Source organism: Streptococcus sp. SP8, assembly GCF_030440045.1.
Taxonomy (GTDB): domain Bacteria; phylum Bacillota; class Bacilli; order Lactobacillales; family Streptococcaceae; genus Streptococcus; species Streptococcus parasanguinis_I.
Genome location: NZ_JAQFJL010000008.1, coordinates 55,024 through 69,867 on the forward strand (window position 1 = coordinate 55,024; position 14,844 = coordinate 69,867).

The window sequence follows — 14,844 nt, forward strand, 5'->3', positions numbered from 1 at the left end:
TCATTTTTCTATTTCTGTAGCAATTTTTGGAATTCCGATAGTGAATGTGATAGAATGTTTATGTTCGAGAAAGGAAGTAACAAAAATGTTTACAACTAATCTTTTAGCTGCCAACTGGTATGCTGACTTTTTAAAACACGTTCCAGATAGCAAGCTGTTTAGTTTGAGAGCCGTATTGGATGCATTTCCGGCAGTCATTGGGAAATTGCCTGTGACGATTTTATTAGCCCTAGGAGGCGCATTTTTTGGGATTATTTTTGCCATGATTTTTGCTCTGGTCAAAATTAATCGTGTACGAATTCTTTACCCGATTCAAGCTGTTTTTGTCAGTTTTTTGCGGGGGACTCCTTTGTTGGTTCAGTTGATGTTGACCTATTATGGGATTCCTCTTATTTTAAAAGCGATCAATCAGTCTTATGGAACAGCTTTTAATATTAATGCCATTCCAGCTGAGTTATTTGCAATTGTGGCTCTTGCCTTTAATGAGGCGGCTTATGCGAGTGAGACCATCCGGGCAGCCATTTTATCAGTGGATCCTGGTGAAATTGAGGCAGCGCGTAGTCTTGGAATGACCAACCGTCAAGTTTATCGCCGGATTATTATTCCCAATGCAGCAGTCGTTGCAACTCCTACTTTAATCAACTCTCTCATTGGCTTGACCAAGGGGACCTCGCTAGCCTTTAGTGCCAGTGTAGTTGAAATTTTTGCCCAAGCACGGATTATTGGGGGGAGCGATTTGAAGTACTTTGAACGCTTTATCACGGTATCGATTGTTTACTGGATTGTGAACATTCTCATTGAAATACTAGGCCGTCACATTGAACGTCGACTGGATATTGAGACTCCCGTAGCAATTGATTTACCAGATCAGGAGGTCCGGATCTAATGATTTATATTTCAGAATTATCAAAGACATTTTCAGGTCAAAAGGTTTTAAATAATCTAAGTTTGGAAATTCAAAAAGGGGAAGTCGTGGCCTTAATCGGGTCTTCGGGAGCTGGTAAATCAACCTTCTTACGCAGTTTAAACTATTTGGAAGCTCCAGACAGTGGTAGAATTAAGATTGATGATTTCGAGGTTGATTTTGAGCACATTACCCAAGATCAAATCTTGACCTTAAGAAGAAAATTGGCCATGGTGTTCCAACAGTTTAATTTGTTTGGTAGAAAAACAGCTCTTGAAAATGTGAAAGAAGGGCTCATTGTTGTGAAGGGCTTATCCGACCAAGAAGCAACGAAAATTGCTCGAGAAGAACTGGCAAAAGTCGGCTTATCGGATCGTGAAAATCACTATCCTCGTCACCTCTCAGGTGGACAAAAACAACGGGTGGCTTTGGCCCGTGCCTTGGCCATGAAACCAGAGGTTCTTTTGCTGGATGAACCGACTTCGGCCTTGGATCCAGAATTGGTTGGAGAAGTTGAAAAATCCATTGCCAATGCAGCAAAATCAGGACAAACCATGGTACTGGTCAGCCATGATATGTCTTTTGTAGCGCAAGTAGCAGATAAGGTCCTATTTTTGGATAAAGGACGGATTATTGAATCTGGAACACCAGAGGAAATCATGCAACATCCAAAAGAAGAACGGACAAAAGAATTCTTTGCTAGTTACAAACGGACCTATGTTTGATATAATAGAGGAGAGGTAAGACTCAGCTGGCGATGCTAGCTGGGTTTGTTTTCTGAAAATGTAAAAATATTTGGAGTCGTGATGTTAAATAAATTATTGTCCTTATATTTACAAAGTTTAGTGACGACAACGATTTTAGTTGGGATCGCTTCTTGTATTTGGATTGGCTACCGTGCCCTTAAGAAGAAAGATAAAACAGCCAAGCAACGACAAGCCCATTTGTATGATATCCTCTTAATTGATATCATGACGATTCCTATTTTAACCTTTGCGGTCATAGGGATTTTGTTTATCTTTCAAGCACGATAATTGCAAAAAGACCGTGTTAGAATTATAATGGTTACAACAAAACAGAAAGAGGTTGAGTATGTTTGATACAGTGATTATTGGAGCAGGTCCTGCAGGGATGACTGCTGCCCTTTATGCAGCACGAAGCAATTTAAAGGTCGCATTGATTGAGAGAGGAATTCCAGGCGGTCAAATGAACAATACGTCTGACATTGAAAACTATCCTGGCTATGCGAATATTAGTGGCCCAGACTTGGCTGAAAAAATGTTTGAGCCTTTAGAAAATCTTGGTGTGGAACATTTGTTTGGTCAGGTAGAGCGCATCGAAGACCTCGGAGCAACCAAAAAGATTGTCACAGATGATGGGGAATTTGAAGCTAAAACCGTGGTGATTGCAACAGGGTCTAACCACCGTTCATTGAATGTCCCTGGTGAAGAGGAGCTGAATAGTAGAGGGGTTTCCTACTGTGCTGTTTGTGATGGAGCTTTCTTTAGAGACGAGGATCTCTTGGTCGTTGGTGGTGGCGATTCTGCGGTAGAAGAAGCTGTCTTTTTGACTCAGTTTGCAAAAACAGTGACCATTGCCCATCGTCGTGATCAGTTGCGTGCCCAAAAAGTTCTTCAAGACCGTGCCTTTGCCAATGATAAAATTCACTTTGCTTGGAATACGGTTGTTGAAGAAATTAAGGGGGAACCAAAAGTAACGTCTGTCCTTTTAAAAGATGTGAAGACAGGAGAGGTTAGAGAGCAGGCCTTTGGTGGTGTCTTTATCTATGTCGGTTTAGATCCTGTCAGTGATTTTGCGACGGAACTTGGTATTTTAGATGAAAATGGCTGGGTGGTGACGGATGATCATATGAGAACCACAGTCCCAGGTATTTTTGCGGTTGGTGATGTTCGTCAAAAAGACCTACGTCAAGTGACGACAGCCGTCGGAGACGGTGCGATTGCTGGCCAAGAAGTTTATAAATATATCACAGAAAACTTTTAATCTTTTAAAAATCTGAGGTTTGTGTCTCAGATTTTTTTTGTGCTTTCCTTTCAGTATTCAATGGGGCTGAAATGTGCTATAATGGTACTAATTTTATGGTAGGAATTCATAGAACAAATCTAAAAAAAGAGGTATTCATATGTATCCAGATGACAGTTTAACCTTGCATACTGATTTATACCAAATCAACATGATGCAGGTCTATTTTGATCAAGGTATCCACAATAAACATGCTGTATTTGAAGTGTATTTTCGTCAACAGCCTTTTAAAAACGGCTATGCTGTATTTGCTGGCTTAGAGCGAATTGTGAAATATTTGGAAAACTTGAGTTTTTCTGAGAGCGATATTGCCTATTTAGAGTCACTTGGTTATCATGGAGCCTTCTTGGAATATCTCCGTGATCTTAAATTGGAACTGACAGTACGCTCGGCTCAAGAAGGTGACTTAGTTTTTGCCAATGAACCAATTGTCCAGGTCGAAGGTCCTCTGGCTCAGTGTCAATTGGTGGAAACAGCCCTCTTAAATATAGTCAACTTTCAAACCTTGATAGCCACAAAGGCTGCACGCATTCGTTCGGTCATTGAAGATGAGCCTTTGATGGAATTTGGGACACGTCGCGCGCAAGAAATGGATGCTGCGATTTGGGGAACTCGTGCGGCAGTCATCGGAGGTGCTAATGGGACTAGTAATGTTCGGGCAGGAAAACTCTTTGGAATCCCTGTTTTAGGAACCCATGCCCATTCTCTTGTACAGGTATATGGAAATGACTACCAAGCCTTTAAGGCCTATGCGGAAACCCATAAAGATTGTGTCTTCCTCGTCGATACCTATGATACCCTTCGTATTGGGGTACCAGCAGCTATTCAGGTAGCGCGTGAAATGGGAGAGAAGATCAATTTCTTAGGCGTTCGGATTGATTCAGGAGATATTGCCTATATTTCTAAAAAAGTTCGCCAGCAATTAGATGAGGCTGGGTTTACAAATGCTAAAATCTACGCTTCTAACGACTTGGATGAAAATACCATCCTCAACTTAAAAATGCAAAAAGCAAAAATTGATGTATGGGGTGTGGGAACCAAACTAATTACGGCTTACGATCAACCAGCACTTGGGGCGGTATACAAAATTGTTTCTGTTGAAAACGAAGCAGGAGAGATGATCAATACCATCAAGCTTTCTAATAATGCAGAGAAAGTTTCTACTCCAGGTAAAAAGCAAGTCTGGCGGATTACGAGTCGTGAAAAAGGTAAGTCAGAAGGGGACTACATTACTTATGATGGAGTAGATGTTTCTCAACTGACAGAACTTAAAATGTTCCATCCGACTTATACCTACATCAATAAAACGGTCCGAAACTTTGAGGCTATTCCTCTTTTAGTGGATATTTTTAAAGAGGGGCAATTGGTTTATCAACTACCACCATTATCAGAAATTCAAGAATATGCTCGTAAAAATTACGATCAATTGTGGGATGAATACAAGCGTGTCCTTAATCCACAGCATTACCCAGTTGACTTGGCAAAAGATATTTGGCAGGATAAGATGGATCTAATCGAGGAAATGCGTAACAAGGCCAATGGAGAAGGAGAAGCAAAATGAGTTTGCAAGAAGAGATTATCCAACAATTGGGTGTCAAGCCTAGCATTGATCCTCAGGAAGAGATTCGCCGCTCGGTTGATTTCTTAAAAAGATATCTAAAAAAACATCCCTTCTTGAAAACATTTGTATTAGGGATCTCAGGAGGACAAGATTCGACTCTTGCTGGGCGATTAGCTCAATTAGCCATGGAAGAAATGCGCTCAGAGACAGGAGATGCCTCCTATCAATTTATTGCTGTTCGCCTTCCTTATGGGGTACAGACAGATGAAGAAGATGCTCAAAAAGCTTTGACCTTTATCCAGCCAGATGTCAGCCTAGTCGTTAACATCAAGGAATCAGTTGATGCCATGGAACGCGCTGTCGAAGCAACAGGAACGGATATCTCCGACTTCAACAAGGGCAATATCAAGGCTCGCAGTCGCATGATTGCTCAGTATGCTTTAGCAGGTGCGCGGAGTGGAGCCGTTATTGGGACGGACCATGCAGCGGAAAATATTACAGGTTTCTTCACAAAATTTGGAGATGGTGGTGCAGATATTTTACCCCTTTTCCGTTTGAACAAGCGCCAAGGAAAACAATTGCTTAAAGCCTTGGGAGCTGATCCTGCTCTCTATGAGAAAATCCCAACTGCAGATTTGGAAGAAGAAAAACCAGGAATAGCAGACGAAGTAGCGCTGGGTGTCACCTATAATGAAATCGATGATTACCTAGAAGGCAAACAAGTGAGCCCAGAAGCTCAAGCCACTATTGAAAAATGGTGGTACAAAGGCCAACACAAACGCCACCTGCCAATCACAGTATTTGATCATTTCTGGGAGTAAAAAGGTCCACTGGACCTTTTTAGCCCGAGTCTTAAAATAGGAAAACGAGACAGAAATCGGTAACTCGCAGAGTTCGATTTCGTAGTCTCACCATACAATATTGTGAAAAGCATCAAAAAGAAGGGCGATTTCATCCGTCCTTTTCTTCTAGATTAAAGTAACCAACTTGCAACGTTCAAGTTGCATGAAAAAATGAAGGGAGACAATCTATGAATCATCTTGGAAGTCTTGTCATAGAGACAGAGCATTTATACTTGAGGCCTTTCGTTTTGGAAGATGCACCAGCGATGTTTGAAAATTGGGCTTCGGATCCTGAAACCCTGAAATATGTCACTTGGGATGCCCATGCATCTACTGAGAGAACCAGAGAATCGATCAAAAGATGGATCGAACAGTATCGTAAACCAGATACTTATAAATGGGCGCTTTGTTTGAAAACATCACTGGATCAGGTAATTGGAGATATTAGTGTGGTTTCTCAAGACCAGGAAAGTCAATCATGCGAGCTAGGTTATATCCTTGGCAAGAAATTCTGGGGGCGGGGATTCATGACAGAAGCCGTCATAGCTGTTTTGGATTTCTTATTGAACAAAGTCGGATTTAAAGAAATCAAAGCCACTTATGTCAGTTTAAATCCTGCTTCAGGGAAAGTCATGGAAAAGGCAGGAATGCAGTATGTAGAAACCATCCCTCATGCCATTCAACGCAAAGGATATTGCGGGGATAAAATCATCTATTCTAAACAGAATCCCTCTCTATAGGGTGATTTTTACTTGAAGATTCTGCTCAAAGGATTATAATAGTAAATAATGAAAAAAGGAGATTGCTATGTCAGAATTAACGAAAGAATTTACAGACCAGCTCTATGCTAATTATGAAGCAAATGTGAAATATGCGGCTCTTGAAAATGCTGTTACCCACAATGGGATCCATGCATCGCTTGAAACGCGCAAGAGTGCAGTAGAAAATACACCAGTTTTTTCACTTGATTTGACCAAGGATAAGGTGACAAACCAAAAAGCATCTGGACGTTGTTGGATGTTTGCGGCTTTAAATACCTTCCGTCACAAGATGATTTCAAGCTTCCAATTGGAGGATTTTGAATTGTCTCAAGCACATACTTTCTTTTGGGATAAGTATGAAAAATCAAACTGGTTTTTGGAGCAAGTGATTGCTACAGCAGATCAAGAATTGACCAGCCGTAAGGTGGCTTTTCTCCTACAAACCCCACAACAAGATGGTGGTCAATGGGATATGGTGGTATCCCTCTTTGAGAAATACGGAGTGGTTCCAAAATCAGTTTATCCGGAATCGATTTCTTCAAGTAATAGCCGGGAATTGAACACCTACCTCAATAAACTCTTGCGTCAAGATGCGCAAATCTTGCGTGACTTGATTCACTCAGGCGCAGATAGTGAGGCAGTTGCGAGCAAGAAACAAGCGTTGTTGCAAGAAATCTTTAACTTCTTGGCTATGTCTTTAGGATTGCCTCCGCGTGAATTTGACTTTTCATACCGTGATAAGGACAACCAATTCCATACCGAAAGTGGCTTAACTCCACAAAGCTTCTACAAAAAATATGTAGACCTTCAATTAGACGATTACGTCTCCATTATCAATGCCCCAACTACAGATAAGCCATATGGAAAATCTTACACCGTAGATATGCTGGGCAATGTGGTTGGTAGCCGTCCAGTCCGCTACCTAAATGTTCCAATGGATCGATTGAAAGAATTAGCTATTGCTCAAATGAAAGCAGGAGAAACTGTCTGGTTTGGTTCAGATGTAGGCCAAGTCAGCAACCGTAAAGCCGGAATCCTGGCAACAGATGTCTACGATTTTGAAGCAGGCATGGACATTCATTTGACACAAGACAAGGCGGGTCGCTTGGACTATGCAGAAAGTCTCATGACACACGCTATGGTCTTGACAGGGGTTGATTTAGACGAAGCAGGTCAGCCTCGTAAATGGAAGGTTGAAAATTCATGGGGAGACAAGGTCGGTACAGATGGTTACTTTGTGGCTTCTGATGCTTGGATGGATGAATATACCTATCAAATCGTGGTTCGTAAAGAATTCCTAACAGCAGACGAATTAGCAGCCTATGAAGCAGAACCAATTGTCCTAGCACCGTGGGATCCAATGGGAGCTTTAGCAAAATAATGATATAGAAAAGAGCCGAAAGGCTCTTTTCAGATTGAAGACAAAATATCTTAAAAACTTTCCTTAGGTGAGTACGGACGTCAGCGAACTTCTTTAAAGTTCCATGACTAATTATTGAGTCTAAGGTCTCAATAATTCCGAGTGCCTGAAACAATAACGTTTCAAGCACTTTTCTCACAGCGGAAAGTTTCAGTATTTTCTTAAATCGATTTAAATATTGGAACTCAATTTTGTTTTTTGCAGAATCACTTAACTTATTTTGCTTTAAAATAGTTTGTCTACATTCTAATAAGAGCCGAAAGGCTCTTTTTTTTATATACTCAAAAATAAAAAAGCTGGGAAGTCTAACTAAATAAATCAGATTTTATTCGTTCTGGTTTTTTAACCATTGTTTTAAAAAAAGCCGGGCAAAAGCCCGACTTCTCTGTTATATTATTCGTTATGATTGTTAGATTCTTGTGAAGAAGGCTCAGATGGTTTAGATTGATTTTCTTCGTTCGAAGAGCTAGACGATGGTTCTTCATACGAATACTGATCAGTGGAATAACTTGGCTCATAATAGTAGTTATTGTAGTTGTTCTTACCATTGTTTAAGTAGAGATAAGAACCACTTCGATACAGTCCACTTGGTTGCGTCCAATCTGTATGACCAGAATTGTTGTTATTAGCAAGATAGAGCATCATCTGACGGTAAACATCTGTTGCTACCTGAATTCCGTTGTCTAATACCGGAGTCAAGCGATTTGAATAACCAGTCCAGACGGCCATAGCATATTCAGGTGTGTATCCAACGAATGATTCATCTGGAGCTACGATACTTGAATAACCTATATTTTTGGTTAACTTATTAATCTCGTTGTCAGCATAGTTTGATGTACCTGTCTTACCAGCTTGGTAGACTCCTGAAATAGCCGCATTTGTACCTCTACCAGACAAGAGAACTGTCTTCATCATATCTGTCATCATGTAGGCAGTTGTTGCTTTCATTGCACGAGTTCCTTCGGACTCAAATTCCTTGGTTGTGCCATCACTAAAGACAACCCGACTAACATAGGATGGTTTGTAATAGGTACCGCCATTGGCAAAAGCAGCATAGGCAGCTGCCATTTTCTCACTGCTGGCTCCGTATTTGTTGCTAGAATCGCTAGTGTTACTCGAGATAGCGTTGGCGTAAACCATTTCTGGGTAATCGATCCCTAATCCATTGAGGAATTTCTTAGCTTGTTTAAGACCAACTTTTTCCAGGGCCTTCACCGCTGGAACGTTCCGAGATTGTTGGATTGCATAAGTCATAGTAATACTACCGTAGTAAGAACGGTCCCAGTTGTAGACTGGTGTTGAGGAATGAGGGAAATTATATGGTGCATCTGTAATGGTAGCTGCAGTAGAAGTGTATTCCTCATGCTCAAGGGCTGGGGCGTAGTCTGTGATTGGCTTCATACTAGAACCCCAGTCACGGTTAGTCTCAACGGCTTGGTTTGTACCAAAGGAAACGTTGCTAGATTGGTGACGAGAGCCAAGTTGTGCAATGACTTTACCATTATTAACATCGATAACTGTTGAAGCTACTTGCAATTCATCATCCGGGTAATTGACATATTCATCTGTATTGTAGATATCCCATAGTTTCTTTTGAGCTTCTGTATCCACGTTTGTATAGACATCCATTCCGGTTGTCAACAAATTGTAGCCCGTTTCTTCTTCGACTTGCTCGATCACTTCTTTTAGGTAATTATCCATATAGGCTGGGTAACTGCTTGAAGAACTGAGACTTTGCAGACCATCTGTAACAGGTGTATTGACCGCTGCTTCGTATTGTTTGTTAGAAATGGTCTTCATATCGAGCATTTCTTTTAATACTAAGTTTCGGCGCTGTTGCGCTGCTTCAGGATGGGAGTATGGATCGTATTGGTTTGGTGCTTGGGGCATCCCCGCAAGGAGTGCCAATTGAGGGAGCGAAAGATCTTTTAGATCTTTTCCGTAATAACTTTTCGCAGCTGTCTGCATTCCGTAGTTCCCATTCGCCATAAATACTTTATTGACGTAATAGGTCAAGATTTCTTGTTTGGTTGCTTTCTTTTCTAGTTGGGTTGCTAACCAAGCTTCTTGGATCTTACGAGAGAGGGTACGGTCAGAGGCTGAAGTGGAGAAATAGGTTAACTTGATCAATTGTTGCGTCAAGGTTGACCCACCTTGACTTCCTCCTCGTAAGTTGTGAAGGAAGGAACCGCCGATCCGAATGATGTCGACCCCACGGTGATTGAAGAAACGGTGGTCTTCAATCGCAACGATAGCATTGACCAAATCAGTAGGGATTTCATTGGCTGTGACATTGATTCGTTTCTCAGCTCCCAAATCCGCGATCAAGTTATTTTGGTTGTCATAGATCTTACTAGATGTTGTTGCAACCAAATCTTTTTCAGACAAGGTTGGTGCTTTCATAGCATAGTAACTAAATATCAGTCCACCGAGGACAAATAAAAGTAAGAAAAATGAAATGGCTGCGATGGCAACATATTTCAACCATTGAATGACTGTTTGTTTATTCATTTAAATACCGCCTAGAAGTTTCTGTTCGATAATATCAAGATAAGGAACGCTTGGAAGACGATTCTTATCTACTAGAAAGCCGTGCTCCTGAATATAGGAGAGGGGCATGGATTTACTACCATGATCGATGTTGTAATAGTGAATTAATGCAGGAGCAGGAAGTAAGTAGGTTTCACTCAACTTTGCAAAATGCAAGAGAACGAAACAGATACCGCCTTGCTGAACAACTGCCTCCATATGATCGATTTGATGTTGATGAAAATTTTTCATCGGCATGGATTGCTTTTGCTGTGTTTCCTTCGCTTCAAAATCGATATAGCGTCCCTTGTATACTCCAGAATAGTCCGTCGTTGAGGCTTGCCTGAAATAGGCTTCAACAATCTTTGCCCGACTGCGACGTGGATAATCCACTTTCACGATTTGAATCGGTGTTGGTTTTTTATGGATGACTGCTAGACCTCGAGAAAGATAGTATTGATTGCTTTCATTGATCATTTTTTCAAATGTCATCCCACGATTCGCAAAGTCGACTGGATGTTTCCTTTGTGTAGAGACCAAGGTTTTTTTGGCTACTTTATGTGGATAGTTGACCATAGTTCTCCTTATTGGTACAATTACATCACTCTATTATATCATAAATTAGAATAATGAGGAAAAAATGAATACCATACTTGTTGCAGGTTATAAGAGTTTTGATGTGGGAGTCTTTTCCAATAAAGACCCTCGACTGACCATTATCAAAAAAGCCATTGAAAGAGATCTTCGTCGTCTATTTGAAGAAGGAGTGAAATGGCTGGTCTTTTCTGGTAATTTGGGATTTGAGGCTTGGGTACTAGAGGTCGCCTTTGCATTAAAAAAAGATTACGATTTTCAAATGGCGACGATCTTCCTATTTGAGAATGTTGGCGAAAATTGGAATGAAAGCAATCAGGAATTATTAGCACGCTTCAAACAGGTGGATTTCGTGAAATATGCCTATCCACACTATAGCAATCCGGGTCAACTAAAAGAATACAATCAGTTTTTGATAGATAACGCGGATGGAGCTTATGTTTTTTATGATCCAGAAAATGAAACCAATTTAAAATATCTTTACAAAATGATGGTAGAAAAAGAACCATTTTATGTCAAACAATTAAGTTTTGATGACTTAAATGAACTTGCTGAAAATTTTTACGAAAACTAAGTGTTATACCTTGATTTTTCTTACCATTTTTTTATATAATTGAGATGATGAACTAGATTGGAGAGAGTAATGGCGAGTATTATTTTTACTGCGAAAGATATTTTTGATCAAGATTTCAAACGAGAAGTTCGTGGTTATAATAAAGATGAAGTAAATGAATTTTTGGATGATGTCATAAAAGACTATGAAACCTATGCTGCTTTGGTGAAGGAATTGCGTGAAGAAAACGCACGCCTTCGTGAAGAACTTGCCCAAAAAGCACAGGAAACACCACAAACATCTCCGATTGCTAGCACTGCTACGCAAGAATACCCGCAAGTGACAACAGCGACGAACTTTGATATTCTCAAACGTCTCAATCGTTTGGAAAAAGAAGTTTTTGGGAAACAGATCGTAGATCGCGATTATTAATCCCATAGATTGTGCAATTTTTGGATAATCGCGTGAGAGAATATTCTCATGAGGAAAGTCCATGCTAGCACAGGCTGTGATGCCTGTAGTGTTTGTGCTAGGTGAATCCATAAGCCTAGGGACTTGGTATTCAAGTTACGGCGAGTGAAGGAGCTAAGTCTAAGGATATGCTCTAGTAACTCTGAAAGTGCCACAGTGACGTAGTTTTTAGGGAAACCTAAAAAGTGGAACGCGGTAAACCCCTCAAGCTAGCAACCCAAACTTTGGTCGGGGCATGGAATGCGTGGAAACGAACATAGCATTCTGACTGGAAACAGTAGACAGATGATTATCGAAAGAAATGGTACCTAGTCATTTCTGGAACAAAACATGGCTTATAGAAAATTGCATATAGGTTGATGAGGTGGAGAGAGATCTCAACCTCCTTTTTTAAAGTGATAGGAATAAGATGAAAAAACAATTTGAATTGATTGCAACGGCCGCTGCTGGTATAGAGGCTGTTGTTGGTCGAGAACTACGCGATCTCGGCTACGATTGCCAGGTTGAAAATGGACGGGTTCGATTTCAAGGAGACCGTCGAGCAATCATAGAGACCAATCTCTGGTTGCGCGCGGCTGATCGAGTAAAAATTGTGGTTGGGACTTTTCCAGCCAAAACCTTCGAAGAACTCTTTCAAGGTGTCTTTGCTTTGGATTGGGAAAATTATTTGCCTTTAGGAGCACGTTTTCCTATTTCTAAGGCTAAATGTGTCAAATCAAAACTCCATAATGAACCTAGCGTTCAGGCCATTTCGAAAAAAGCAGTGGTTAAAAAGTTACAAAAACACTATGCCCGACCAGAAGGTGTTCCTCTCATGGAAAATGGGGCAGAGTTCAAGATCGAAGTATCGATCCTTAAAGACCAAGCCACTGTCTTGATTGACACCACTGGTAGTAGCCTCTTCAAACGTGGTTATCGGACTGAAAAAGGGGGAGCCCCTATTAAGGAAAATATGGCAGCAGCAATTCTTCTGCTGTCAAACTGGTATCCAGATAAACCCTTGATTGACCCGACATGTGGTTCTGGAACGTTTTGTATTGAGGCGGCAATGATTGCGAGAAATATGGCACCTGGTTTACGTCGGACCTTTTCTTTTGAAGAATGGAACTGGATGGATGATCGCTTGATTCATGAAGTCCGTCAAGAAGCAAGCAGAAAAATCAATCGCGAGATCGAATTGGATATTATGGGAACCGATATCGATGCACGGATGGTTGAGATTGCCAAAGAAAATGCCCAGAAAGCGGGCGTTAGCAGTGATATTACTTTCAAACAAATGCGAGTCCAAGATCTTCACTCAGATAAGATCAACGGGGTGATTATCTCCAATCCTCCATATGGAGAACGCTTATCCGATGATGAAGGTGTGACGAAATTGTATACTGAAATGGGGCACGTATTTGCACCTCTCAAAACCTGGAGTAAATTTATCCTAACCAGTGATGAAGGTTTTGAATCTAAATTCGGTAGTAAAGCAGATAAAAAACGAAAACTTTATAACGGAACCCTAAAAGTTGATCTCTACCAATATTTTGGGGAACGAGTAAAACGGCAGATTAAGGCATAGAAAGGATTTTTATGACAGAGAAGGATAAAAAGCCATTAGAGCAAGAAACAGAATCAATTTTAGAGTTTGAAGATGCTAAAGAGATGACGATTGGGCAGGCCAATCGAAAGGCAGAAGAAATCGAAGCAGGTGTCACTGAAGGTGATAATGTCTTAGACAAATACATCAAACAACACCGAGCAGAAATTGAAGCTGAAAAATACGATACAAAAATTTTGGCCAAAGAAGAATTGGCTAAAGCTGAAGAGTTGGCAGCTACAGAAACAGTTGCTGAAGTAGCTGAAGCAGTGGAGGAGCCGGAAGTGACGGAAACGGTCTTGGAACAAAGGCCTGAAATGGATGCTATCTCAACTGAATTACCTGCTAAGATTAAATTTGGTCCCACACCAACTGAACCAATTGTAGAAGCTGAGGAACTTCCTGAGGAAACACCAAGCAATGCGGGCAAACGAATCAAAGCGGTTCTATACTCTGCCTTAGGTCTTGCGATTGTCGGTTCGGCCATTTTTGTGACCTATAACTGGATGCACAGTCGTGGAAAATCTGGTGGTACAACTGTTGTATCGTCTTCATCTAGCAAGTCATCTTCTACTTCTAAATCAAGTAGCAGTGAAACACAGGCTCAAAAATTGGAAGAGTTTACCAAAGCCTACGATGCCTTTTTTGTAGATGAATCAAAAAGTGCTCTTAAAAATGATAAATTCGGAGACTTGGAAAATCTGAAGAAACTGCTGGACAAATTAGAAGGAAGCAGTGATTATAATGCGGCTAAAACAAAATATGAAGACCTTGTGAAGCAAGTTTCTGCCATTCAAAAAGTGAATTCTCAATTTAGTTCTCCAGTCATCAAAGATGGAGTTCTTGATGCAACTGCCAAAGCGAAAAGTGATGCGACCTTTGCAGAAACAAAGACAGGCAATGAAAAATTAGATAGCTTATTGAATGAGGCGGTTGCGCAAGGACGTTCACAACAAGTTGCGACACCGGCACCAGTGACAGGGACAGGTGGTACAGATACTTCTAATGCAACTCCAGCCCCAGCTCAAGCAGCAACGCCTACGGCCCCAGCTGTCAATGCTGCTACAGGTAGTGCAGGAACGGCAAACCCAGGCTATTCAGGGTACGGTCTTCCAAGCGATGGTGTCCCACTTCAACGGAACTTGAGCCGTGTGCCATATAACCAAGCAGCTATCAATGATGTCAATAACCCGGCTTGGGTGTTTGGTGATGGGATCCTTGAAAAAGTATTGAACATTGCTCGTAAACGTGGACATATCACTGGCAATCAATACATTTTAGAGCGTGTCAATATCATTAACGGTAATGGCTATTACAACCTCTTCAAACCAGATGGAACCTATCTCTTTAGTATCAATGCCAAAACTGGTTATTTCGTAGGAAACGGAAAAGGTCATTCAGATGCTCTGGATTATTAATGCTTGATCAGACATCCCCTTTTTGGGAAAAATGACAATAAAAAAGAGAGTGGGACAGAAATCGGTAATTCGTTAGAATTCGATTTCGTCGTCCCACCTCCGCACAGTTGAGTAGGGCTGTAAAAGCTGATGAAATCAGCGTAGTAGAGCCCACTCAACCACT

At 41.0% G+C, this 14,844-nt stretch carries 14 protein-coding genes and 1 other RNA gene; 13 read left to right on the forward strand and 2 right to left on the reverse strand.

The genetic code is table 11. From position 1 onward, the window contains the following. Positions 1 to 85 precede the first annotated feature (85 nt). The 8 genes from PCY11_RS06905 to pepC all read left to right on the forward strand — a co-directional run bounded on the left by PCY11_RS06905 (position 86) and on the right by pepC (position 7,492). On the forward strand, positions 86 to 886 hold the full coding sequence (locus PCY11_RS06905) for an amino acid ABC transporter permease (protein ID WP_024054761.1): 801 nt from the start codon (positions 86 to 88) through the stop codon (positions 884 to 886). Beyond that, on the forward strand, positions 886 to 1,629 hold the full coding sequence (locus PCY11_RS06910; protein ID WP_003003991.1) for an amino acid ABC transporter ATP-binding protein: 744 nt from the start codon (positions 886 to 888) through the stop codon (positions 1,627 to 1,629). Before PCY11_RS06905 ends, PCY11_RS06910 begins: the two co-directional genes overlap by 1 nt. A gap of 81 nt (positions 1,630 to 1,710) precedes the next feature. After that, positions 1,711 to 1,938: a DUF4059 family protein gene (locus PCY11_RS06915; protein WP_003003995.1), complete on the forward strand. Its 228-nt coding sequence runs from the start codon at positions 1,711 to 1,713 to the stop codon at positions 1,936 to 1,938. Between the two features lie 58 nt (positions 1,939 to 1,996). Further along, on the forward strand, positions 1,997 to 2,908 hold the full coding sequence (gene trxB / locus PCY11_RS06920) for a thioredoxin-disulfide reductase (protein WP_301362609.1): 912 nt from the start codon (positions 1,997 to 1,999) through the stop codon (positions 2,906 to 2,908). Positions 2,909 to 3,047: 139 nt separating this feature from the next. Beyond that, entirely contained in the window at positions 3,048 to 4,508 is a 1,461-nt protein-coding gene (locus PCY11_RS06925; protein WP_023920286.1) for a nicotinate phosphoribosyltransferase, read from the forward strand. Further along, complete coding sequence (gene nadE, locus PCY11_RS06930; protein WP_031575281.1) at positions 4,505 to 5,329, forward strand: ammonia-dependent NAD(+) synthetase; 825 nt, start codon at positions 4,505 to 4,507, stop codon at positions 5,327 to 5,329. The genes PCY11_RS06925 and nadE overlap by 4 nt, the downstream gene beginning before the upstream one ends. Positions 5,330 to 5,538: 209 nt before the next feature. Next, positions 5,539 to 6,090, forward strand: a complete 552-nt coding sequence (locus PCY11_RS06935) for a GNAT family N-acetyltransferase (protein ID WP_031575284.1) — start codon at positions 5,539 to 5,541, stop codon at positions 6,088 to 6,090. A gap of 67 nt (positions 6,091 to 6,157) precedes the next feature. Beyond that, positions 6,158 to 7,492, forward strand: coding sequence for an aminopeptidase C (pepC, locus tag PCY11_RS06940; RefSeq protein WP_009732326.1), 1,335 nt, complete (start codon positions 6,158 to 6,160; stop codon positions 7,490 to 7,492). Positions 7,493 to 7,924: 432 nt separating this feature from the next. Here pepC and pbp1a read toward each other — a convergent pair whose 3' ends face one another. Together pbp1a and recU are read right to left on the reverse strand one after the other, a co-directional pair. Beyond that, positions 7,925 to 10,042: a penicillin-binding protein PBP1A gene (gene pbp1a, locus PCY11_RS06945; protein ID WP_301362610.1), complete on the reverse strand. Its 2,118-nt coding sequence runs from the start codon at positions 10,040 to 10,042 to the stop codon at positions 7,925 to 7,927. Beyond that, positions 10,043 to 10,636 carry a Holliday junction resolvase RecU gene (recU, locus tag PCY11_RS06950; RefSeq protein WP_003010355.1) on the reverse strand — a complete coding sequence of 198 codons (594 nt, stop codon included), beginning with the start codon at positions 10,634 to 10,636 and terminating at the stop codon, positions 10,043 to 10,045. A gap of 64 nt (positions 10,637 to 10,700) precedes the next feature. On the opposite strand from recU, the gene PCY11_RS06955 reads away from it, so the two are divergent. From PCY11_RS06955 to PCY11_RS06975, 5 genes are all read left to right on the forward strand, one after another. Continuing rightward, complete coding sequence (locus PCY11_RS06955; RefSeq protein ID WP_023920293.1) at positions 10,701 to 11,228, forward strand: DUF1273 domain-containing protein; 528 nt, start codon at positions 10,701 to 10,703, stop codon at positions 11,226 to 11,228. Positions 11,229 to 11,297: 69 nt separating this feature from the next. After that, positions 11,298 to 11,639: a cell division regulator GpsB gene (gene gpsB / locus PCY11_RS06960; RefSeq protein WP_049496141.1), complete on the forward strand. Its 342-nt coding sequence runs from the start codon at positions 11,298 to 11,300 to the stop codon at positions 11,637 to 11,639. 16 nt (positions 11,640 to 11,655) lie between these two features. Beyond that, positions 11,656 to 12,021, forward strand: an RNA gene (rnpB, locus tag PCY11_RS06965) — RNase P RNA component class B. 66 nt (positions 12,022 to 12,087) lie between these two features. Further along, entirely contained in the window at positions 12,088 to 13,245 is a 1,158-nt protein-coding gene (locus PCY11_RS06970) for a class I SAM-dependent RNA methyltransferase (RefSeq protein ID WP_023920295.1), read from the forward strand. A gap of 11 nt (positions 13,246 to 13,256) precedes the next feature. Next, positions 13,257 to 14,681 (forward strand): cell division site-positioning protein MapZ family protein, encoded by a 1,425-nt coding sequence (locus PCY11_RS06975; RefSeq protein WP_023920297.1) that lies wholly within the window; start codon positions 13,257 to 13,259, stop codon positions 14,679 to 14,681. Positions 14,682 to 14,844: the final 163 nt, after the last annotated feature.